We start from the raw sequence: 22,319 nt of genomic DNA on the forward strand, positions 1-22,319 counted from the left end.
TCACCCCCGCCGCGGCGGCTTCGGCCCGGACCCTGCCCGGTCACGCCGGGTGGCCAGCAGCAGCGCGATGTCGTCGGAGCGGTCCGCCGACCGGCGGGCCGCCGCGGTCAGCCGGTCCGCCACGTCGGCGAGCGAGCGGACGGCGCCACCGGCGCCACCGGTCGGGCCGGTGGGATCGGGGGCTTCGGCCGAGGTGCGGGGGTCCCCGTCAGCCCCGCGACCCGCTGCTCCGCCGGCCTCGGCCAACGCCGTGCGCAGCGCCGCGATGCCGTCGTCGATGTCGTGGCCGGGCCGCTCCACCAGGCCGTCCGTGTAGAGGGCGAGGATCGCGCCCGGCTCCAGAAGCAGTTCGGTCACCGGATAGTGCGCGCGCGGATCCACCCCCAGGACGACCCCGCCGGGCAGGTCCAGGACCTCGGTCCGTCCGTCGGGATGGCGCAGCAGCGGGGGGAGATGCCCGGCGCGGGCCGCCCGGGCGCGGCCCGTGGACGGATCCAGCCGGATGTAGCAACAGCTCGCGAACTGGCCGGGGTCCAGGCCGATGAGAAGGTGGTTCGTGCCGCCCATGACCTCCTCGGGCGGCCGGTCCCCGAGCGCGAACGCACGCACCGCGCTGCGCAGTTGCCCCATGGTCGCCGCGGCCTGCACCCCGTGGCCCTGGACGTCGCCGATGACCAGGGCGAGCCCGTCCCCGGCCTCCACCACGTCGTACCAGTCGCCGCCCACGTCCATGCCCTCGGTGCCCGGCAGATAGCGCCCCGCGGTCTCCACGCGCGCGTGCTGCGACAGCCGGCGGGGGAGCAGGGCCTGCTGCAGGCCGCGCGCGAGGGCCGCCTCGGTGTCGTAGCGCTGGGCCTTCTCCATCGCATGGGCGATCAGCCCGGCCAGCGCGGTCAGCACCGTGCGTTCCTTGGAGCCGAAACTGCGCGGACGGTCGAAGCCGAGGATGCACGAGCCCACCGGGCGGCCCGAGGCGATCAGCGGGAGGAACGCGCGGGCGCCCTCCTCCGCGTCGAGCTCGATGCCCGGGTAGGCGTCGGCCAGCTGCTGCATCGAGTCGAAGAACAGCGGCCGGCCCGTGGTGAGCGTCTCCACGCCGGGCAGCCGGGCGTCCAGGGCCACCCCCTCGAAGGGCGCCAGGAAGCCCTCCGGGAACCCGGACTCCCAGGCCAGGTACAGATGCCGCTCCTGAAGCAGATAGATGGCAAGCCGCCGGCCGCCGAACGCGGGCAGCAGCTCCTGCATGACCACCGCCGACACCTGCCGGGCGGTCACCGCCTCCGTCAGCGCGATGGCCAGCACGATCGGCCGGTACAGCGGGGCGGTCGAGGCCGCGGCGTCCGGCGCGGAAGCGTCCGGGCCGACGGCCTCGGGGACGTCGTCGTGCGGCACACGGTCGGCGGGGACGGCCCTGCAGGTGACCAGGTCCGCGCCCGGGTAGAGCGACATACGCAGCCAGTCGCCCTCGTACGGCCGGGGCGAGGGCCCTTCGGGAGTGGCAGGCAGCCGCACGTCGAAGTGGGCGGGCTCCGGCGACAGCAGGACGCCCCGCAGGTGCTCCTCGTACGTGGGCTGGTTCAGCCACGGCACGGCCTCCCACAGCTGCCGGCCGACCAGCTGCTCCCGCGGCACCCCCAGCAGGTGGCCGGCCCGGGGATTGGCATACACGACGAGGCCCGTCCGGTCGAGGCAGAACACGCCCTCCGGGAGCAGATCGGCGGCCCCGTCGGCGAGCGCGCCCGGTCCCGGGTCCAGGAGGACCCCGGCGACGGGGCGCGGTGCGCCGGGAGAGGCGCAGGCTCCGCCGCCGACCGTGGCGGACCCGCCGGATTCCCGCGCCTCCCGGGTTTCCCCGTTCGCCCGGCCCTGCTCTGGTTGCTGGGGCGGCAGGGGCGGCGGCTCCTGCTCCCGTGCCTCCCGGGTGCGCGCGGCGGGCCGCCGGGGTTCGGCGGCCGGGCCGATGCTCGCGGCTTCCGCGTTCGTCGCCGGCCACAGATCCAGCAGCCGCAGACCGCCCGCGGCGGTCCGCACCTGGATGGGCAGCGGCGGGGGCCGGCCCCGGGCCGTCCGGTGCAGCAGGTCGGGCAGCCGGTGGGCGTCCGCCGGGTCGACGACCCGGGCCAGCGCGTCCAGCGTGCCGGGGAAGTCGCCCGGCGGCAGACCGAGCAGGGCACAGGCCCGCGCGTCCACGGTCAGGGCGCCGGTCGCCGGGGTCCAGGAGAGCCGCCCGACGCGCCCCGGCGCCGGTCCGGCGGCCGGCGGCCGCACGCACAGCGGTGTGTCGTCCCAGGTGACGGTCCCGCCGTTCGCGCCCAGCCGCAGCAGGTCCGCGCCCAGGGCGTCCGCCACGGCCGACAGCCGCTCGCCCTCCGCCTGCACCTCCGCCACGTCGGCCGCCGCCGGCCGCAGCACGGTCAGCACCCCGAAGGCCCGGTCCCCCGCCACGACGGGCACATGCAGCGAACCGAACTGGAAGGGCAGCCCGGCCGCGAACTGCGGATAGCGGCGCATCACCTCGGTGGCGTTCGCCAGCACCACGGGGACGCCCGTCCGGTGCACGTCGGCCACCGGGAACGGCCGGTCCACGTTCACCCGCCACCAGGGGCGGAACAGCTGACCGGGCAGCCCGGACAGGACCGCGAGGCGCAGCAGCCCGGAGCTCCGCGAGCGCAGGTAGACGCCCGCCGCGCGCCCGGCCGTCGTCCGCAGCGCGTCCGCGACGGTCCCGGTCAGCAGCGCGGGCGGCGGTCCGGACGGCTTCCGCTCGTCCCTGACGCTCCCAGTCATCGGCCCTACCTCGTCCGTGCGCCGCCGCGTGGGGCGACACAGTAAGAATGCGCCACATGTGACCGGTTGTGCATCCGCGCGCGGGGGAGAAATGAGCGCCGGACGGGGTAACCGGCCGCCCATGGGTGAGATTCTGGTGGGCGCCTGCTCGTGGACGGACCGGGCGCTGGTCTCCAGCGGCTGGTATCCGCCGGGGCGGCGCGACGCGGCGGGCAGGTTGCTGCACTACGCCGAGCGGTTCCCGGTCGTCGAGGTCGACGCGACGTACTACGGGCTGCCCGGCGAACGCACCAGCCGGCTGTGGACGGAGCGGACGCCCGACGGGTTCGTGTTCGATGTGAAGGCGTTCTCGCTGCTGACCGGCCACCCCACCCGGCCCGCCGCGATGCCGCCCGGCCTGCCCGCGGGCTCCCGCGGGCCGCGGGCCCTGGACGAGGTGTGGCGCAGGTTCGCGGACGGCATCCGTCCGCTGCGGGACGCCGGCCGACTGGGCGCCGTCCTCTTCCAGTTCCCGCCCTGGTTTCGCCCCGGTGCGCGGGCCCACGCGTTCCTCGCCCGGTGCGCGGAGCGCACCGCCGGGTGGCCCGTGTGCGTCGAGTTCCGGCATCCGCACTGGTGGCGGGGCGAGCAGGAGCAGACGACGGCCGACCTGCTGAGGGCCCACGGCTTCGTCGCCGTCGCCGTCGACATGGAGCAGTCGCTGCCCTCGGCCGTCCCACCCGTCACACCGGTCACCTGCGAGCGTCTGGCGGTCGTCCGTCTCCACGGTCGAAGCCGGCACTGGGGCACGGGCGGCAAGGAGGACCGCTTCCGCCACGAGTACGGCCCCGGTGAGCTCGATGAGTGGGTGCCTAGGATCCGCGCGCTCGCCCGGCGGACCGAGCAGGTGCATGTGCTCTTCAACAACTGCTGCGGAGACGCCGCCGTCCGGGCCGCCGCGCGCATGCGCGCCCTGCTCGGCGGCTGACCGGCCCGGACGGCGGGTGTGGGGCGGACGGGCGGGCGTCAGCCGGGCGGGTTCGGGCAGGCGGGCGTCAGGCGGCGGTGGTGCGCAGGGTGCTCTTGGCGAGCTCGTAGGCGGGGAGCATCGCGTCGTGCTCGCCGGTGTCCAGTCCCCCGAGATGCAGGACGACGGGGCCCTCGGACGTGGTGACGGCGAAGGCGTGCTCCTGCTTGCTCTCCTCGAGGAGCTTGCTCGTGGTGGTGTACGCGACCTCGACGCCCGTGACGTCACCCGCCTTCACCTCGCGGTACACCGCTCCGCTCGCCTGCGGCTCGGCGGCCACGAACTCCTTGAGCACGGTCCGCGCGTCGGCCTTGCCGGCCGCGCCCGTCCACACCCGGAGGAACCCGATCTTGCCGGCGGGCTTCGCGTCGATCTCGCAGGCCAGGGTGACCGGGCCCTGGTGCGCGAACGCGTCCAGGAGCTCGGCCAGGTCGCCGCCGGCGCCGGACGCGTCCGCGCCGTCGACGGCCTTGGCCTTCCAGAACTCCGCGATGTCGAAGGCGACCGGAAGCTCGCAGGCCGACCCGGCGGCCCCGACCGACCCCCCGCGCTTCGCGACCTTCGCGCTCCCCTTCGCGGACGCCCCGGACGCGGCGTCCGGGCCCTCCCGGTCGGCCGTGCACCCCGTCACCAACCCCGTCACGAGTCCGGTCGCCAGGGCAGCCAGCGACACCCCCCGCCGCACCCTTCCCGCGTTTCCCGTGCTCCCCGCGTTCCCCACCCCAAAGCGCACCGCTGTGTCTCCTCTCCGGACCGGCGCGTTGCCGGCGGAGCACTGTAACCGAGAGGTGCGCCGCCCTCGCCACCGAAATTCGCACCACCGGGCCGCAGGCCGTGAGGCGGACGAGTGACGTGCCGTCATATCGGCGTCCGTATGGGGCGAACGGGAACCCATAGCCGCATGAGCAAGACCGCACTGATCGTCATTGACATGATCAACACCTACGACCATCCGGATGCGGAGCTGCTGCTGTCGTCCGCCGAGAGGGTGGTCCCGGTGATCGCCGGTCTCCTCCAACGGGCCCGCGACGCCGGCGTGCCCGTCGTCTACGTCAACGACAACTTCGGTCAGTGGCGCTCCCATCACGGCGAACTCCTCGACACGGCGCTCGCCGGCCGGCACGCCGCACTCGTCGAACCGCTGGCGCCGGACGAGGAGTCCCTCTTCGTCGTCAAGGCACGGCACTCGATCTTCTTCGAGACCCCGCTGTCGTACCTCCTCCACCAGGAGGGAATCGACCACGTCGTGCTCTGCGGGCAGGTCACGGAACAGTGCGTGCTCTATTCGGCCCTCGACGCCCACATCCGCCATCTCGAGGTGACCGTCCCCCGGGACGCCGTCGCCCACATCCACGCCGGCCTGGCGGACGCCGCGCTCAGCATGATGCGGCGCAACATGGGCGCCCGGGTGTGCGACAGCGACGAGCTGTGGAACTGAACGGCCCGGCCCGGCACGGCGGCTGACACCAACGTCCGCCGGCGCGGCACGGATGGCCGGCCACACCACCGTCGGCCGGCGCGGCACCACCGCCGGCTGCCGCTACCCTCCACGTCCCGGCCCGGGCGGAGACGAGCAGAAAACCGCTCCCGCTGGGCACGGGCCGGCCCTTCCACCGGTTCCTCCCACCACCAAGGGGCACATCAGACATGGCAGAGCTGACCCGACGCAGACTGTTGGGCTCGGCCGCCGGCGCGCTGGGCGCCGCAGCGGCCCTCTCCCTGCTTCCGCCGAGCGTCCGGAAGGCCGTCGCGGCCGGACAGCCCAGCCGGGGCTCGCTCGCCGACATCGAGCACGTCGTCCTGCTGATGCAGGAGAACCGCTCGTTCGACCACTACTTCGGCACGCTCTCCGGCGTGCGCGGCTTCGCCGACCCCGACGCGCTCACCCTCGACACCGGACGGTCGGTCTTCCACCAGCCCGACGACGAGAACCCCAGGGGATACCTGCTGCCCTTCCACCTCGACACCCGCACCTCCAGCGCCCAGGCCATCCCCTCGACCAGCCACTCCTGGTCGGTGCAGCACGACGCCTGGAACGCCGGCCGGATGGACCGCTGGCTGCCTGCCCACCGCAAGGCCGACGGCGCCAACGGCCCCTACGTCATGGGCTACTACACGCGCGAGGACATCCCGTTCCAGTTCGCCCTCGCCGAGACCTTCACCGTCTGCGACCACTACTTCAGCTCGGTGCTGGGCCCTACCTGGCCGAACCGCCTGATGTGGATGACCGGTTCCATCGACCCGGAGGCGCTCCACGGCGGCCCGGTGACCCGCAACTCCGCGCCGACACCGTTGCGCTGGACCACGTACGCCGAGCGCCTCCAGGAAGCCGGCGTCAGCTGGAAGGTGTACCAGCAGGAGGACGACTACGGGTGCAACGTGCTGGAGCAGTTCGCCGCCTTCCGCGACGCGCTGCCCGGCACCGACCTGTACGAGCGGGGCGTACGACCGCAGCCGGAGGGCGCCTTCGAGGACGACGCCCGCAACGACCGCCTGCCGACGGTGTCCTGGATCGTGCCCCCGGGCCACCAGTCCGAGCATCCGGACCATCTGCCGGCGGCCGGCGCGGCCTTCGTCGCCTCGAAGATCGAGGCCATCGCGGCCGACCCACAGGTCTGGGCCAAGACCGCGTTCATCCTCAACTACGACGAGAACGACGGCCTCTTCGACCATGTGCCGCCCCCCACGCCGCCTGCCGGCACGCCGGGCGAGTTCGTCGGCGGCCTCCCGATCGGCGGCGGCTTCCGGGTCCCGGCGATCATCGTCTCGCCGTGGACCGTGGGCGGCTGGGTGGCCGGTGAGACCTTCGACCACACGTCCACGCTGCGGCTGCTGGAACGACTCACCGGGGTCCTGGAACCCAACATCAGCGACTGGCGGCGCGGCGCCTTCGGCGATCTCACCTCGGCGTTCTGCTTCACGGACGGCAGCTCGCCCGTGCCCGCGCTGCCCGACGACACGGAGGAACAACTGACGAAGGCACAGACGGACGTCGCCACCCTGCCCAGGCCCACCCTGCCGGGCGCCCACCAGGCCTTCCCCGTCCAGGAGAGGGGCCGTCGCCCGCAGCGCTGACGCGTCGGCCGGGGCGGCGTCCGACGACCCGGCCGCCCGAGCCGTGTCCCGTCCGTTGAGCGAGCGTGGTCCCGGTCCGTTTCCCCGTCCGTGGCGCGAGCCGTGATCCCGGTCAGTCGCGCGCGGCCGCGGCCGGGGGGTCTGCGCGCGTAGACAGCGCGCAGTCCCGGGGGAGGAAGAACAAGGCACAGATGCGCAGTGGCCCGGGCTCCCGGTTCTCCGCCATGTGAACGCCCTGAGGCCCCACCGGCTCCACGATGCAGTCCCCCGCGGGCGTCACGCACTCGGAGCCGTCGGCCAGGGTCCGGGTCAGCACCCCGGTCGTCACGACGGCGACGACCCGGCCGTCGTGGTAGTGCCAGGGCAGCGAGCCGCCCGGCGGAATCTCGTAGTCGGCGACCACCACCCTGGTGCCCTCCGGCGCGGTCAGCGCGAGCCCTTCGGTGAGGAGGCCGTCGGCGAGCAGAACCGGGGCGGGTTCGGCGGCGGCCCGGTTCCCGGCGGGCGTGCGGCAGTTCGCGCGACGGTCACCGGGAGTGGCAGGGGGCCCGGGGCGTCGGGCCCGCCGGAGCCCCCCGGGGCCCGCCGTGTCGGGTAACTCGGCTGGGGTCATGTTCCGCTGGTCAGTGCGTTCCACAGCGGTGACACTAACCCACCCCCGTCACACGGGGGTGGGTGACGGAGGGGTGACCGGGAGTCAAGACCGGCCCGCCGAGTAATCCTGCCGCCCGATCTCAGCGTCTCCCAGGGCGGGACTCGCACACACCCCGTGCGACGAGTGGTTGGGGAGACCATGAGCATGCTGCGCCTGCGCCCGGAAGTGGAGCGGCCTCACGAGGGCCGCAACGGTGGCGAGCCTCGCGCCGACCGCGCCGCGACGAAGCCGCCCGGCAACCCGTTCCGGCGCGCCGCCGCATTCGCCGGCCGCACGTTGCGGGGCGAGTGGTACGGCATCGTCGTCGACCCCGTGCGGCAGCTCGTCCGGCGCGGGCCCGCCGCACTGCTGCTGGCGGTCGTCGCCTGCGTGGGCGTGATCTTCTTCCACGGCATCGCCCAGCACCCCGCGGGCGCGGCGGCGGTGCGTCTGCTCGGCGGCGTCCAGGGTGACCTGCCTTGGTGGCTGGCCCTGCTGCGCACGCCGGTCTCTTTGTACGTCCCGGCCCTCGACCTGCCGGTGTGGGCCGGCATCACCCAGCTGTTCCTCGCCTTCGCCTTGGCGGAGCTCGCCCTCGGACGTCGCCGGACCCTGCTGATCGCCTACGCCTCCACCCTGGCCGGCACCCTCACCGTGCGGGTGATGCTGGCGATCGGACCCGGCACGTGGGGCCTCGGACTGCCGGCGGAGGCCGGTCAGGTGCTCGACACCGGCCCGTCCGCCGCGGTCGTCGGGCTCTTCACCTATCTGTCCGTCGTGCGCCGCGCGCCCATCGTGTTCACGCTCACCGGCGGTTCGATGGTGTGGGAGTCGATAGCCAGGCCCAACCTCGCCGGCCGCGAGCACCTGATCGCCGTGGCCGCCGCCCTCGTCATGGGTCTGCTGCAGCTGCGCGCGGACCGCAGGCGGCAGGCTCGGCGGCCCGGCCTCGTGGATGCCCCGGCGGGATGACGGCCGACCCGCGCCCTGTGCGGTGAGGTGTCGGAGACGCGGCTCGTCTGAGATCTTGCTGTGAATGCGCCGTGCGATTGAACACTTCCGCGTCCGGCAGCGTATGAGGTCGGGGGATTTCTTGTCCGTGGCCGCCGACGACGCGTAGGAGCACTCCTTGGCACAGAGCAGGCGCAGACGACCGACGGGCGGACGGCGGGCCAGTTTCGCCGCGATGGCGCTCATTCTCGGCGGCGGCGGGTTGATGGCGGCGAACGTCTATGCCTCGGCGACCGAGGACGGCACCGAGGGCAACTCCGTACGCAAGGGTGGCAACAGCGCCGTCACCATCGACTGCCCGGACGTGGGCGCCAAGCTGACGACCGTCCCGGACCAGGCCTTGGCGGAGGTCGACCGCGAACTCGCCGTGCTCGACGAGCAGGTCGCCGCGGCCTACCGGCAACTCCAGCAGTCGGCGCAGTCGGTGCGTCAGGACGCGGGCTTCGTCGACAACGCGGTGATGAACCCGCTCAAGGAGAAGCGCGGCGCGACGATCGAACGGATCGCGGTCGCCATCGACCGGGTCGGGGACCGCCCGGAAGGCCTCGAGTCCCTCGCCTCCTGCGCCCTGCGCGCCTCCGACGACCAGGCTGACGAGGGTGCCGACGGCAAGGGCGACGAGAACCGGGGCGACGGCCGGCAGGACGGCCAGGACCAGGGCGACAAGGGCCAGGACGGCCAGGACCAGGACGGTGGCCAGCAGGGCGGGCAGGGCAACGCCGGGCAGGGCAACGGCGGACAGGCCGGGAACGGTCCGGTCGCCGCCGACTTCGCGGACATCACCTCCGTCCAGCCGGCTCAGCAGACCCCCGACCCCCGCTCCGGCCCCTCCCGCGGCGTCTTCGTCACCAGCTGCGGCGTCAACGCGGGCGGCCTGTTCAACTCGGACAACGTGATCGTCGCGCCGGGCGTCAGCAACGGCGCCCACCACTTCCACGACTACGTCGGCAACCAGTCGAACAACGCCTTCGCCTCCGACGACGACCTGGCGAAGGCCGAGACGAGCTGCGTCGACCAGGGCGACAAGTCGACCTACTACTGGCCCGTGCTGCGCCTGCAGAACGGCGCCCAGGAGCAGGACGCGCAGAGCCCCGGTGGTGGCGTCGAGGGCAACGCCGGCAAGATCATCACCCCGAAGGACGTCACACTGACCTTCGTCGGCAACCCGCGCTCCAAGGTCACGGCCATGCCGCTGCTGCTGCGCATCATCACCGGTGACGCGAAGGCCTTCGTCAACGGCACGGCCAACGCCAACGCGTCGTGGAGCTGCACCGGGTTCGAGGACCGGCAGCTCAAGGACAAGTACCCGCTCTGCCCGGCCGGCAGCGACGTGGTGCGCACCTTCCGTTTCCAGAGCTGCTGGGACGGTTCCAACACCGACAGCGCCAACCACCGCACCCATGTGGCGTTCGCCGGCGCGGACGGCTCCTGCCCGGCCGGCTTCGAGGCCGTGCCGCAGCTGGTGCAGCGCATCGTGTACGACGTCGACGCGCCGAGCCTGCAGGACGGCGGCAGGACGACTCCGCTGTTCGCGGTGGACTCCTTCCCGGAGCAGCTGCACAAGGCGGTCACCGACCACGGCGACTTCATCAACGTCTTCGACGAGTCCCTGATGCGGGAGATGGTCGACTGCATCAACGGTGGCCGCCAGTGCGGCGCCGGCCAGAACAACGGCGGTAACGGAAACGCCGGCAACGGCGGTAACGGAAATGCAGGCAACGGCGACGACAACGGCGGCAACGGAAACGCCGGCAACGGCGAGAACAACGGCGGCAACGGAAACGGCGACGGAAACGGCGACGACAGCGGTTCCGGTAACGGGGACAACGGAAACGCCGGCGACAACGGTTCCGGTAACGCCGGAGGGGACGGCTCCGGTAACGGGGACAACGGAAACGCCGAGGGCAACGGTTCGGTGAACGACGACGCGGTCGGTCAGGGCACACAGCCGCCCGTCGGCAAGCCCGCTACCGAGGCGTCGGCCAAGAACCAGCCCCGCGTCGACGCGAAGCCGGCGGCGAAGGCGGCCACCTCGGCGCCTCCGGCGGGTTCGGGCGGCGAGATCGGCGCCCCCGCGACAGCTCCGCCGACCGCGTCCGCCCCGGCGCAGGCGCGGCCTCCCGCCGACACGGGCGCCGTCACCGGCGGCACCGAGCAGCAGGCGGTCCAAGGCGGCCTCGCCGAGACCGGTGCCAACCTGTGGCCCGGTGCGCTCGGCGCCCTCCTGGTGATCGGCGGTTTCGTCGTCCTGCGCCGCAACGCCGGGCGTAACTGAGCTGCTGAGTCCGGTCGGCACGGCCAGGGGTCCGTCGCCCAAGCGACGGGCCCCTGGCCGTGCGTCTCCCGGAGCGAAGCCGGTGAGGCGGCCCGCCCGCCGACAGCACAACTCCTTCCGGCACCGCCGGTTCGCGGCAGCCGCCTCGGCGGCGAGCACCGCCCCGGCCACGTGAGCCGTCCGGGTGTTCCGCGTCCCGGCGTCCCGCGTCCGGGTGCATCCCGGGGTCGCGGTCACCGTGGGGCACGGCGCCATGGACAATTGATCGAGATCGTTGGTGCTGTCGACGCACGACAAGGAGCCTCGGAGCATGGCGGGCGCACGGTGAACGGAACAGGCAGATCGAAGTGGGCGCTGCCGCACGTCGGCCCGGCGCAGCAGGACGCCGTGGCCCGTGCGCGAAGCTGGGCGCGGCTCGCCCTGGTGCTGGTGGCCGCATGCGTGGCGGTCGTCATGGCCGGTGCGGGTTCCGGCGGCTGGCTGGTGCTGCTCGCCGGGTTCGCCCTGCTCGCGCTGGCCGCGGCGGGCGTGTGGTGGATGCTGGCGCACCGGGGCGGGCTCCGGCTGCTCGGCGGTCTGCTGGCGGTGACCGCGCCCGTGGGCGTGCTGGTGCTGTACGCGACGTCGGGGCTGTGGCCGGTGGCGGTGGGCGCGCTCGGGCTGTGGGCGGGGGCGCTCGCCTCGGCCCGGGCCGCCTTGCGCAGCGTGCGCCGCCCCAAGGGCACCCATGGCCGCAGGACCCCGCCGCCGCGTCGACCCGTCCTGATCATGAACGTGCGCTCGGGTGGCGGCAAGGTCGTCAAGCACGACCTCGCGGCGCGCGCCGAGGCGCTCGGCGCCCGGGTGATCCTGCTCGGCGTCGACGACGGGTACGTCGACCCGGCGGCCGAGGCCCGTCGGGCCGTCGCCGAGGGTGCGGACCTGCTCGGCGTCGCGGGCGGCGACGGCACCCAGGCGCTGGTCGCGGGCGTGGCCGCCGAACTCGACGTGCCCTTCCTGGTGGTCGCCGCCGGCACCCGCAACCACTTCGCCATGGACCTCGGCCTCGACCGCACCGACCCGGTGCGCAGCCTCGACGCCCTCACGAGCGGCGTCGAACTGCGCGTGGACCTCGGAGACGTCAGCGGACGGCCCTTCGTCAACACCGTCTCCTTCGGGGCGTACGCGGAGATAGTGCAGAGTCCCGACTACCGTGACGCCAAGGCCGCCACCGCCCTCGACCACCTGCCGGACCTGCTGCAGGGCGCCTCCGGCCCGGTTCTGACCGTACGCACGGACGACACCGCGGTCCACGCGCCGCAGGCGCTGCTGGTCAGCAACAACGCGTACGCCCGCGCCGACCCGCTGGGCGGCGGCCGTCGCCCCCGGCTGGACTCCGGGCTCCTGGGGGTGATCGGCGTGCGGGTGGAGAGCGCGGCGCAGGCCGCGGAACTCGCCCTGCTCGGCGAGCGCGCGGGCAGCATCACCTCGCTGACCTCCAAGCGCGTCGTCGTCGAGGCCGACCGCGAGCGCATCGCGGTGGCCGTCGACGGCGAGGCCCTCGAACTCGACATTCCCGTGGTGTGCACGGTACGGCCCGCCGCACTGCGGGTCCGGGTGCCGCGGCACCGCCCGGGCGCGGCCTACGCGCCCCCCACGGTCGACTGGCGGCGCGTCGCCCGTCTCGCACTCGGCCATCCCGACCCCCGCACCATCAAGGAGGCCTACGATGTCTGACCGCCCAGCGAAACTGACCGCCCGGCGACTGGTCGGCGACCTCGCCACCCTGGACCAGGCCCTGTACGAGGCGGTCACCGTGACCAGGACGCCCACCCTGGACACCGCGTTGCGCCGGTTGTCCGCGGCCGCCGACCATTCCAAGCTCTCCTTCGCGGTCGCCGCCGCGCTCGCCCTGCGCGGTGGCCGCCCGCGCCGCGCCGCGGTGCTCGGCGTCGCGGCCATCGGCGTCGCCTCGGCCAGTGCCAACCTGCTCGGCAAGCAGCTCGTGCGCCGTCCCCGGCCGCATCGTGCGGAGGACTCGCCGTACCCGGGCCGGCATGTGCCGATGCCGCAGTCGGCGTCGTTCCCGTCCGGACACACCGCCTCGGCCGTCGCCTTCGCCGCCGCCGTCGGCCCGACGCTGCCGGTCTCGGCCGTCCCGCTCGGCGCGCTGGCCTGTGCGGTGGGCTACTCGAGGATCCATACCGGTGTGCACTATCCGGGCGATGTGGTGGCCGGCGCGGTCCTCGGCACGGGTGCGGCCGCACTGGTCCTCGCCCTCGCCGCCCGCGTCAGGGACTGAACGCCGGCGGCGGACGGCCTACGGCCCCTACGGCCTGCCGCAGTGCAGGAACAGATGGGGCTCGGGGCCGGCCTCGGGGTGGTCGGGGGTGAACAGGACGCTCTCCTCGTCCAGCACCGTGAGGCCGGCGGCGGTGACGACGTCGACGAGGCCGTCCCGGGCGTAGCTGGTCACCCGCACCGGCTGCCCCATGAACACGGCGTCGACCCCCTCCACGTCCACCGGCACGGTGGCCAGGGCGAGGCTGCCGCCCGGCAGCAGTGCCCGCGCCAGCCTGCCGATGAGCTCGGCCTGTTGCGCGCGTTCCATCTGCAGCAGGGAGAAGTACGCGCAGACGGCGTTCAAGGAGTGCTCCCGCAGCGGGAGTCGGCGTACGTCCACGCACCGGAATGTGGCGTTCGGCACCTGGCGCGCGGCGAGGTCGACCATGACGGGGGAGACGTCTACGCCGAGCACGCGATGGCCGGCGGCCGCCAGGGCCGCCGCCGTGGGCCGTCCGGTTCCGCTGCCTACGTCCAGCACGTCGCTGCCCGGTGTGAGCCGTCCGAGCAGCCAGTCCAGGGATCTGCGGTGCGCCTGCGAGTGCGCGAACGCCTTCTCGTACGCGGGCCCCAGCGCGTCGAACACCCGCGCGGCGCGCTGTCCGTCGTCCTCGCTCGTCACGTCGGCTCCTCCTCGTGGTGTGCGGGCCGTCAGGAGCCACGCACGGATGGGTTCACGCCAGGTGAGCGGAAAGACTTCCCGAAACGGGCCGGAATCATGTTTTCCACTACCGTAAGTAACATGTTCCAATCCTCTTGATGCGGAACCTACTGGCGAGTAGCCGTGGCTGCCGCGGACCGTCGTTTCGTTCGGAGGACCCCCATGACCTCACCCGAGGACGCCCTGCAGGAGACCCGCGCCGCGTACGAGGAGCATGCCCGTACGTGCCGTCAGTGTCACTACGACGGAGCCCCGTGCGCCGTCTCCAAACTCCTTCTGCGCGCACACAACAACGCCAGACGGGCACAGGTGCGCACCCGTCCCGCCATGCGCTGAGGAGTCGTCGGCTCACCTCGCGGCGGCCGGTCTCCGTGCCTCCCGGTCATGCGACGCGTGCCGGCGGGCTCGCTCGGAGGCCGGCCTCAGGCGGGGCGGACGGCGCCGCGCAGCGCGCCCTCCCCGTAGGGAAGGATCGCCTCTTCGCGGATGGCGGCGCCCGGACCCGGGGCGTGGATCATCATGCCGTTCCCCGTGCACAGGCCGACATGGCTGAGGTCGTCGAAGAAGAAGACGAGATCGCCGGCGCGCAGGTCGGCCAGGCTGATCCGGGTGAAGGCCTTGGCCTGGTCGATGGCGGCCCGCGGCAGACTCACCCCGGCGGCCTTCCAGGCGGCCTGGGTGAGGCTGGAGCAGTCGTAGGACTCCGGTCCGGTGGCTCCCCACACGCAGGGCCGTCCGGTCTGGGCACGGGCGAAGGCGAGCGCCTTGTCCGCCTTCCCCAGGTAGGCCGTCCCGGTGGCGCTGACCGTGACGTCGGCGGGGGCGGCCGTCCGGACGGGCTCGGGAAGCGGGGCCACGGGCGCGGCGAGGGCGGTGGCGGTCTGGTAGCCGTGGTCGCCGGTCAGTGCGTCCGGGATGGGCGCCGGGAGGCCGAGTCCGGACGTGGGATAGGCGGGCGCGGGCGCGGTGTCGGCTGCGGCGTAGCCGAACTCGGGTGCTGTGAAAGGAGGTTCAGGGTAGGCGTATCCGGCGGGAGGTGTGACCGGCCCCAGTTCGTCCATGAGGTAACCCGGCGCGACCGCATCCGTCGGGAAGGCCGCGCGGCCCGATTCCGGGGCGGCGGCGCCGAGGCCGGGTATCGGGTGGCCGAACGACGGTGTGCCGATGCCGAGTTCCGTGACGCCGAGGTCGGGTGCCGGTTCCACCAGGGCGATGTCGGATGCCGAGAACGCCGGCGCCGCTGCGGGGAACGAGAACCCGCCGGTGTCGAGGAGGCTCTCAGGCCCGGCCGACGGTGCGACGGCTGGAGCCATGGCGGGAGTGGCGGTGGGAGCGACGGCGGGCTTTCCCGCCCACGCGGCGGTGATCTCCGCACGGAACGCCTGCTGCTCCGCGGTGTCCCAGGGCTGCTGGACCGGCAGCGGGTCGGCCGGCTGCTGCGGTCGTCCGACGGCGGCCGGGTAGCCCGTCGGCGTGGCCGCCGTGGGCACGGACTGCGTCGACGGGGAGGATGTGGACTGCGCGGGGATGAACGCGGTGAGCGCGGGCTGCCGGGAGGGCGCGGGCTGGGTGACGGCCCGGGCCAATACCTCACGGGCCGTGGCGAGTTTGCGTCCGATCCGTTCCTTGGTGCTCCTGAGCGAGGCCTGCCGGTCCGCGGGGGCGGCGGCGGGCGAGGCAGCGGAGGCGGGAGCGGCGGGGAGCGCGGCAGGGGCGGGGAGTGCGGCCAGGGGTGCGGTGAGCGCGGCCGGTGCGGCGGCCTCCAGGGCCCTGGGCTCGCTGCGACGCGCCTCGATCGCTGCGGGCGGCGCGGCCGCGGGGGGTGCGGTGAGTTCCGGAATCCGTCTGGCGGCCGCTTCGAGCTCGCGGATCGTCGCACTGTCCGCGGAGGGCCCGGGCGTGGCCGGACGGGGCGGACGGCGATCGGCCGGCAGGACGGCGGGAGTGGTCGGGCCGATCTTGTCGCGGGCGACGTCGAACCACTGCCTGGTCACCGCCTCGAGCGACGGATCGGCCGATCCGCGGCCGCTGTTCGCGACGGAGCCGACCTTGCGCCGCGAGAGGTTCGACATGGCGCGCGTGGCGTTGTAAGTGCCCGTGTCGGTCTCGGCCCGGTCGTACAGCGAGCTGACACGCTGCTGGATCTCCGCCCGGCTCGGCTCGTTGCCGCCTGGGGACCGAGGGCTGCGATCCGTCGCCATGGAAGACGTTCTCCTTCCGTGCTCCGCCGGTGTGTTCCCGGCGGAATCCGGGCGACCCCTGTTGCGGGTGACCCAAGCCCCCTGCCCCGAAAGGCAGTCGAACGGCCTGGGCGTCAACTTAGCCAACTTGTGTGTCTGGTGTGAAGATTGAGGTGTTAAATGTCCGATACGTATTCGTGACCTTCGTCTCCTGCCCGCGCGTCCCCGTCATCGTGTCGACGTCATGGTCCATCCTGGTGTCCGACTGTGTGCGGCCGGCGCCTGTCGGTCACGAGTGGCGGACCGATCCCCGCTCGGGCTCACGGACGCGGGGTGCGGCCCGCCTCGTCGTGGGCCAGTAGCGACAGCAGGGACGCCACGCTCAGTCCCGCTTCGGCGGGGTGGCGCAGCACCCGGCCGGGCTCGATCCGGTAGATGTTGCTGCGCCCTTCCTTCGTGTGGGACAGGTAACCGTCCTGTTCCAGGTCGGCGATGATCTTCTGGACCGCCCGCTCGGTGAGCCGGCAGTGCGCGGCGATGTCCCGGATGCGAGCACTGTGGTTGTCCGCGATGACCGCGAGGACGCGGGCGTGGTTGGTCAGAAACGTCCATCCGCTGTGTGGCTCGGGCACTCCCTCCATGGGGCCATGTTATGCCCGAGCTTTCATGAAAACAAAGGCCGGAACTTCATTTCGTGTATCTGTTGACGTATGACGGGTCGCGGGGTGAGTCTTGACGTGACAGGTGAAGTGACCGAGGGAGGCGGTCATGCCGGAACCGGTATACGACGCGGACGCCGCAGGCGGGGATGCGAACGCGGATGCGGAGTCCCGCGACGCGCGCTTCGTCCGGGCGACGCCCGGGCCTGACATCACGGTCCGTACCGACGGGGAGCGGGTCGTCGTGACGGTACGGGGTGAGCTCGACCTCGACTCGGCCGGGCTCCTCGGACGCGCCCTGCGCGCCGCGCTCGACGCGTCGGCGGACGGGATCGACCTGGAGCTGGACGGGGTCGTGTTCTGTGACTGCTCCGCCCTGAACGTGCTGCTCGGTGTGCGCGAGGAAGGCCTGCGGCAGGGCAGGACGGTCGTCCTGCGCTCGGTCGGCCCGGCGGTGGAACGGCTGTTGACGCTGACCGGCACGGGGTCCCTGTTCGGGGCCGCCGCCGGTCGCGGCGGCGCCCCCCATGGCCCCGCCGAGGGCACCGACGAAGGCGCCAGGGCACCCGGGGCCGACCGGGCTCCGGGCGGCGCGCGCTCGGCCGGCCCGCCGGGCCAGGCGTTCGACGGGAGCCCGCCGCCGCACCCGCGCATCGAGCTCGTGCGACTGCGGCGCGCGGTGCGGACCCGCCCGCTGATCGACCTGGCCCGCGGCGTCCTCATGGCGTCCTTCGGTCTGAGCGCCGACGAAGCCTGGCGGGTCCTCGTCCTGGCCGCCCGGAACACCGACGGCACGGTAGGGGGCCTCGCCCGGGACCTGGTCGGCGCCGCCCAGGAAAGACCGTCGCCGGGCGCCCTGCCGGAAGCGGTGACCGCGGCGGTGGCCGAAGTCAGGTCGTAGGGGAAGGGCGCGCGCACGGCGGTCGCCGCGGCCGTCGCCGCGCGGCGGCCGGTTCCGCCGTCCGGGGAGTTCTCGGGTAGAACTGACTGACATGCGTGTCGACCATGATCCCCAAGCCCTGGGCGCGGGCGCCTTCTACCGGCTGCTCACCGCCGTCGTCGTACCCCGGCCGATCGCCTGGGTGTCGACCCTCGCGGCCGACGGCACCGCCAACCTCGCCCCGCACTCGTTCTTCACGGTGGCCTGCACCGACCCGCCCATCGTCCAGTTCACGTCCGTCGGACGGAAGGACTCGTTGCGCAACGTCGAGGCCACCGGCGAGTTCGTCGTCAATTTCGCACCCGAGACGCTTCTCGAGCAGATCAACGCCACCGCCACCGACTTCCCCGCGCACGAGGGCGAGTTCGACGCGGTCGGCATCGAGCAGGAGGCCTCCCTGCGAGTGCGGCCGCCCCGTGTGGCGGACTCGCCCGTGGCCCTGGAGTGCCGCCTGCATTCCACCGTCGTCCTCGCCGGCTGCACCCTGGTCCTCGGCGAGGTCGTGCACGCCGCCGTACACGAGGACGTCGTCGTCGACGGCCGCCCCGACATCCGCAGGCTGCGGCCCCTCTCGAGGCTGGGCGGCAACGAGTGGGGCACCGTCGGCGAGATCCACGACCTGGCGCGGGTCGCCTACCGCGACCGGCCGCCGTCCTGACCGGTACGCCCGTATGATCGGCTCATGACGAGACGGGTGACGAAGGGCCGCGGGGCCGACGGCTCCTGGTGTTCGCTGTGGTCGAGGAACTCGGCGTTGTCGATCGGCTCCGTCAACTCCTTCCTCTCCGTCGGCTCGGTGGGCAGTTCCCTGTCCGTCGCCTCTGTCGGCGGATTCCTGTCCGTGGGGTCCGTCGGCTCCGCCCTGTCCGTCGCCTCCGCCGGATCCTGGCTCAGCGCGGGTTCGGTGCTGAGCGCCCGTTCCACCGGTTCGGTGCTCGCCCGCGGTTCGCGCGGGACGGTGGCCGCGGCGGCGACGATCGCCGGGCTGACGCTGGTGGCCTGCACATGGAAGTACGGCCGCACCCGCCCCGTTTCGTGAGCCGTCCGGTGGCCTGAGGTTCTGCGCGATCCGCGCCATGCGCGCGGAACCGCCTGCGAACGGCCCGCAGACCCCGGCCGAAGCCCCGGTGCCGGACCCCCGAGGTTCCCGCCCCTGCGGCCGCGGCGTCGTCGCGCCCGGTCCCCTTCACCGCGCGGACCCCCGGGTGTGATCGCGACGTCCCGGAAGGTGCGGGACGCCCAGAGCCCGCGCCTGACGGCATCCGGGCCGCGGCCCGCCTCCGGTCGCGCACGGCGTTGTCAGTGGCCGCCGCTAAGTTCGTCGGTGTCGTGCCGCTCGGGTGCGACGACCCCCCTTGTGCTGCGCCGAGTCGGCGTGTGCAGCCGCGTGCCGCAAAGGAGATGGTGTGTTCTCGGACCGGGAGAACTGGGAGAGGGCGAGCACGGCCCGGGTGGTGCCGCCCGCGCGGCCGCGCAAGCTCGCCAAGGTCCCCTTCGTCGAACTGGCCGACGGACGCCTGCAGGGCGTCGTCTCCAGCGGCTCGGACATCGAGCGGGTGTACGTCTCGTCGGTCGCCGTCGGCACCTACGCCTTCGCGTGCAGCACGAACAACAACCGCCCCTGCGGCGGCGCGCGCGGATCGTTCTGCAACCACATCCGCGCCCTGATCACCGAGGCCGTGCTGCAGTACGGCCCCGACCGCGTCGCCCGCTACCTGCGCGTGGAGCCCGTCGACCCGGAGGCCGACGCCGGCGCCCTCACCGTCGCGATGACCGGCGCCCGCCCGCCCCAGGCGGACGGCAAGGCGACGGCCGCCGCCGTCTTCAGCCGGTTCCTGCGCCATCTGGCCTATCTCGAACTCGCCCCCGTCACCGTGCCGCTGCCGGAGCTGCAGTGGTTCCCGCCGACCCGCGCGGACGCCGCCCCGGCAGCGACCGGGCACGGCGCCCACGCCGCGCAGGGGGCCCGAACCGGCCGTACCGCCGCACCCGTCGAGGGACTCGACGAGGCGCTGGCCGCGGTCGACGCCTTCGACCACGCCCTCGCCGCCGGTCTGCTGCGCCCCCGCCCCGACCGGGTCGGCGGACTCGGCGACCTCGCCCGCGCGGTCGCCGGCAGCCCGCTGGCCGCCCGGGTGGCGGAGGCGGCGGAGAAGGCCGCCGCGGGCTCCGCGAGCGAGGACCACCTCGTCGCCCTCGCCGCGGCCCGCACCGCCTTGCTCGGCGCCGTGCACGACGCCCTCGTCGTGAGCGCCGACGAGCTGAGCGGCCGCCTGCGCGAGGAGCCGGCGCCCGCGGCCGCCGGCCCGCGCACCACGGTGAACCTGCTGGCGGCGGCGCGCACCTGGCTCGCGGATCTGGCCCGCACCGGCTGGCAGGGCCTCGACCACGAACTGGCCGGCGGAGCCGCCCCGATCGTCTCGGCCATGCTGCCGGACCCCGGACTGCGCCGACTGGCCACACTGCTCGACGGATTCGCCGCCGAACTCGCCGCCTCCTGCCCCGGCGCCGCCCTCGAACGCGTCCCGGAGCGCCGCTGGGCCGACCTGTGGTCCCGCGCCCTGCTGCTCACCGTCCCCGGCGCGGCCGACACCCCCGTGACCGGCACCGCCACCGGCCGCCTCCTGCCGCTCGGCGTCGATCTCCACGAACACTCCACCGCCGCGCAGGCCCAGGTCCACGCGGTCTTCGAACCGGCCGACGGCGGCGCGCCGCGACTGGTCCGCGCGAGCGTCTCGGCACCGAAGCCGGACACCGTCGTCGCGGCCGGAGTCTGGCAGCTGCTGCGGCCGCACCTCTCGCTGCTCACCGCCCTCGGCGAGGGCCGGTCGATGGAACTGGACGCCATGCCCCTCTCCGACGAGGGCGACCTCCTCTGGGACGACGCCCGGGCCCGCCCGGGCGATCCGGCCGACGCCCTCGCCACCGCACGAGTCGTCCTGCCGACCGCCACCGCACCGCCCACCGGGCCTTTGAACCGCCATCCCGCGCGTATCGCCGAGCCGGTGTTCCTGGAGGGCTACGACCGGCGGCAGGAGGGCGACGTCCTCGTCTTCACCGTGGCAGGCCGCGACCTTCCCGTCGACACCGACCGCATTCCGGCCGCGGGACCGCTCACCCCCGAGGCCGTGGCCGGCTCCCGCGCCTGCGTGGGCCTGCTCCGCTGGGACGACGGGGACTTGCGTCTTCAGCCGCTTGCCGTCGAGACCACCGTGCGCAGGAAGGCCGTCGCCCTGCACGCGGGCGGGTGGGCCGGCGGCACCGCCGACAAGACCGGCGCCCGGGCCGAGAAGGCCGCCACCGACGCCGTGACCGTTCTGCGTGAACGGGCGGGAAGGCTGCTGCGGAAATGAGCGACGAGATGCTGGAACCGGTCACTGCGGTCCCCGAGAGCCGCGAGGTCTGCGCGACCCCCGACGACAACCGCCGACAGGTGCTCTACTGGCGGCTGCTGGCCCGGCTCTTCGATTCCGAGGAGCAGATCGCCCTGGAGTCCGCGAGCCTCGCCGTCGTCGAGGACATCGGCCTGCCGGCCGCCCTGCTGGACCCGCAGTCCTCCGTGGACTCCCTCGTGCAGCGTCACCCGGAACTCGCGTCGGAGTTCGACGGCTTGATGGTTCCCGAAGCCGAAGCCGAAGCAGAAGCCGAAGCACTCGGCGACGGCCGCGTCCGTGCCGACGAGGTGCGGCGGGCCGCGCTCGTGTCCAAGGTGCTGCTGAACGTCTTCGCGACGGGCTCCGGAGCCGTCAGCGCCGAGCAGCTGTCCCGCTGGCAGAGTGACGCCGGCTGGCTGGAGCGCGCCCTCGGATGCCGCCCGGGCGAACTGCGCGGCGGCCGGGGCCCGGCCGCCGGCGCGGGCGGCCTCGTCCCCGGGATCGGCCCGGAACTGGCCGAGGTGGAAGCCGACCTGGTGCACCGCATGCACCTGCGCGAAGTGCTCGCCGACCCCGCCCTGGCCGCGCGGCTCACCCCGAGCATGTCACTCATCGAGCAACTGCTCCGGGACAAGAACAACCTCTCCGGGGTCGCTCTGGCGAACGCCAAGGCGCTCATCCGCCGTTTCGTCGACGAGGTCGCCGACGTGCTGCGCACCCAGGTGGAGAAGTCCACGGCCGGCGCGATCGACCGCTCGGTGCCGCCCAAGCGCGTGTACCGCAACCTCGACCTCGACCGAACCGTCTGGAAGAACCTCACCAACTACAGCCCCGAAGAGGAACGCCTCTACGTCGACCGCCTCTACTACCGGCACACCGCCCGCAGAACGACGCCGCAGCGGCTCGTCGTGGTCGTGGACCAGTCGGGCTCGATGCTCGACTCCATGGTCAACTGCACCATCCTGGCGTCGATCTTCGCCGGGCTGCCCAAGGTCGACGTGCACCTGATCGCGTACGACACCCGGGCGATCGACCTCACTCCCTGGGTCCGCGAGCCGTTCGAGGTGCTGCTGCGCACCAAGCTCGGCGGCGGCAACGACGGCCCGGTCGCCATGGCCATGGCCCGTCCGAAGATCGCCGAGCCCAAGAACACCGTCATGGTGTGGATCTCGGACTTCTACGAGTTCGACCGCTCCCAGCCCTTGTTCGAGGGCATCGAGGAAGTCCACCGCTCCGGCGTCAAGTTCATCCCCGTCGGCTCGGTCACCAGCTTCGGCAGGCAGGAGGTCAACCCCTGGTTCCGGGAGCGGTTCAAGGCGCTCGGCACACCCGTGATCTCCGGCCGTATCGACAAGCTCGTCCACGAACTCAAGACGTTCCTCACCTGATCCGCAC

19 protein-coding genes and 1 pseudogene are annotated in these 22,319 nt (G+C 73.5%); 14 read left to right on the forward strand and 6 right to left on the reverse strand.

Features of this window, described 5'->3' with window-relative positions:
* Positions 1-2,787: a SpoIIE family protein phosphatase gene (locus tag C6376_RS25895; protein ID WP_107445635.1), complete on the reverse strand. Its 2,787-nt coding sequence runs from the start codon at positions 2,785-2,787 to the stop codon at positions 1-3.
* Positions 2,788-2,908: 121 nt separating this feature from the next.
* Here C6376_RS25895 and C6376_RS25900 point away from each other — a divergent pair, with 121 nt between their 5' ends.
* Positions 2,909-3,754 (forward strand): DUF72 domain-containing protein, encoded by an 846-nt coding sequence (locus C6376_RS25900; protein ID WP_107445636.1) that lies wholly within the window; start codon positions 2,909-2,911, stop codon positions 3,752-3,754.
* 67 nt (positions 3,755-3,821) lie between these two features.
* Here the strand turns inward: C6376_RS25900 and C6376_RS25905 are convergent, their stop codons facing one another.
* Entirely contained in the window at positions 3,822-4,466 is a 645-nt protein-coding gene (locus C6376_RS25905) for a lipoprotein (RefSeq protein ID WP_254076044.1), read from the reverse strand.
* Between the two features lie 228 nt (positions 4,467-4,694).
* Here C6376_RS25905 and C6376_RS25910 point away from each other — a divergent pair, with 228 nt between their 5' ends.
* A complete protein-coding gene (locus C6376_RS25910; RefSeq protein WP_107445637.1) occupies positions 4,695-5,231 on the forward strand; it encodes a cysteine hydrolase family protein in 537 nt (178 codons plus the stop codon).
* Between the two features lie 209 nt (positions 5,232-5,440).
* The gene (locus tag C6376_RS25915; protein ID WP_107445638.1) at positions 5,441-6,868 is read left to right on the forward strand and encodes an alkaline phosphatase family protein; all 1,428 of its coding nucleotides are present in this window, start codon (positions 5,441-5,443) and stop codon (positions 6,866-6,868) included.
* Between the two features lie 112 nt (positions 6,869-6,980).
* Here C6376_RS25915 and C6376_RS25920 read toward each other — a convergent pair whose 3' ends face one another.
* Positions 6,981-7,505 carry a cupin domain-containing protein gene (locus C6376_RS25920; protein ID WP_254076045.1) on the reverse strand — a complete coding sequence of 175 codons (525 nt, stop codon included), beginning with the start codon at positions 7,503-7,505 and terminating at the stop codon, positions 6,981-6,983.
* 162 nt (positions 7,506-7,667) lie between these two features.
* Between C6376_RS25920 and C6376_RS25925 the strand changes: the two genes are divergently transcribed.
* The 4 genes from C6376_RS25925 to C6376_RS25940 all read left to right on the forward strand — a co-directional run bounded on the left by C6376_RS25925 (position 7,668) and on the right by C6376_RS25940 (position 13,069).
* Positions 7,668-8,474: a hypothetical protein gene (locus C6376_RS25925; RefSeq protein ID WP_254076404.1), complete on the forward strand. Its 807-nt coding sequence runs from the start codon at positions 7,668-7,670 to the stop codon at positions 8,472-8,474.
* 214 nt (positions 8,475-8,688) lie between these two features.
* Positions 8,689-10,788: a DUF1996 domain-containing protein gene (locus C6376_RS25930; RefSeq protein WP_107445639.1), complete on the forward strand. Its 2,100-nt coding sequence runs from the start codon at positions 8,689-8,691 to the stop codon at positions 10,786-10,788.
* Between the two features lie 453 nt (positions 10,789-11,241).
* Positions 11,242-12,504, forward strand: coding sequence for a diacylglycerol kinase family protein (locus C6376_RS25935; protein ID WP_173985916.1), 1,263 nt, complete (start codon positions 11,242-11,244; stop codon positions 12,502-12,504).
* Positions 12,497-13,069, forward strand: a complete 573-nt coding sequence (locus C6376_RS25940) for a phosphatase PAP2 family protein (RefSeq protein ID WP_107445641.1) — start codon at positions 12,497-12,499, stop codon at positions 13,067-13,069. The genes C6376_RS25935 and C6376_RS25940 overlap by 8 nt, the downstream gene beginning before the upstream one ends.
* Positions 13,070-13,096: 27 nt before the next feature.
* Here the strand turns inward: C6376_RS25940 and C6376_RS25945 are convergent, their stop codons facing one another.
* Positions 13,097-13,732 carry a class I SAM-dependent methyltransferase gene (locus tag C6376_RS25945; protein ID WP_107445642.1) on the reverse strand — a complete coding sequence of 212 codons (636 nt, stop codon included), beginning with the start codon at positions 13,730-13,732 and terminating at the stop codon, positions 13,097-13,099.
* A 201-nt stretch (positions 13,733-13,933) separates the two neighbouring features.
* Here C6376_RS25945 and C6376_RS44505 point away from each other — a divergent pair, with 201 nt between their 5' ends.
* Complete coding sequence (locus C6376_RS44505) at positions 13,934-14,107, forward strand: hypothetical protein (protein WP_173985729.1); 174 nt, start codon at positions 13,934-13,936, stop codon at positions 14,105-14,107.
* An 86-nt stretch (positions 14,108-14,193) separates the two neighbouring features.
* Here the strand turns inward: C6376_RS44505 and C6376_RS46465 are convergent, their stop codons facing one another.
* Positions 14,194-15,972 carry an NlpC/P60 family protein gene (locus tag C6376_RS46465; RefSeq protein WP_367881052.1) on the reverse strand — a complete coding sequence of 593 codons (1,779 nt, stop codon included), beginning with the start codon at positions 15,970-15,972 and terminating at the stop codon, positions 14,194-14,196.
* A gap of 299 nt (positions 15,973-16,271) precedes the next feature.
* Positions 16,272-16,592 (reverse strand): helix-turn-helix domain-containing protein, encoded by a 321-nt coding sequence (locus C6376_RS25955; RefSeq protein ID WP_107445643.1) that lies wholly within the window; start codon positions 16,590-16,592, stop codon positions 16,272-16,274.
* A 127-nt stretch (positions 16,593-16,719) separates the two neighbouring features.
* Between C6376_RS25955 and C6376_RS25960 the strand changes: the two genes are divergently transcribed.
* The 6 genes and pseudogenes from C6376_RS25960 (at position 16,720) to C6376_RS25985 (ending at position 22,312) form a co-directional block, all read left to right on the forward strand.
* Positions 16,720-17,511, forward strand: a complete 792-nt coding sequence (locus C6376_RS25960; RefSeq protein ID WP_107445644.1) for an STAS domain-containing protein — start codon at positions 16,720-16,722, stop codon at positions 17,509-17,511.
* A gap of 91 nt (positions 17,512-17,602) precedes the next feature.
* Positions 17,603-18,208 carry a flavin reductase family protein gene (locus tag C6376_RS25965; RefSeq protein ID WP_107445645.1) on the forward strand — a complete coding sequence of 202 codons (606 nt, stop codon included), beginning with the start codon at positions 17,603-17,605 and terminating at the stop codon, positions 18,206-18,208.
* 24 nt (positions 18,209-18,232) lie between these two features.
* Positions 18,233-18,589, forward strand: a complete 357-nt coding sequence (locus tag C6376_RS25970) for a hypothetical protein (RefSeq protein ID WP_254076046.1) — start codon at positions 18,233-18,235, stop codon at positions 18,587-18,589.
* Between the two features lie 367 nt (positions 18,590-18,956).
* Positions 18,957-19,472, forward strand: a pseudogene (locus C6376_RS45445) (hypothetical protein); the annotation flags it as partial.
* A 90-nt stretch (positions 19,473-19,562) separates the two neighbouring features.
* Positions 19,563-20,903: a hypothetical protein gene (locus C6376_RS25980; protein WP_107449188.1), complete on the forward strand. Its 1,341-nt coding sequence runs from the start codon at positions 19,563-19,565 to the stop codon at positions 20,901-20,903.
* Positions 20,904-20,911: 8 nt separating this feature from the next.
* Positions 20,912-22,312, forward strand: a complete 1,401-nt coding sequence (locus C6376_RS25985) for a VWA domain-containing protein (RefSeq protein WP_107449189.1) — start codon at positions 20,912-20,914, stop codon at positions 22,310-22,312.
* Positions 22,313-22,319: the final 7 nt, after the last annotated feature.

It is taken from the genome of Streptomyces sp. P3 (assembly GCF_003032475.1).
Classification (GTDB): Bacteria; Actinomycetota; Actinomycetes; order Streptomycetales; family Streptomycetaceae; genus Streptomyces.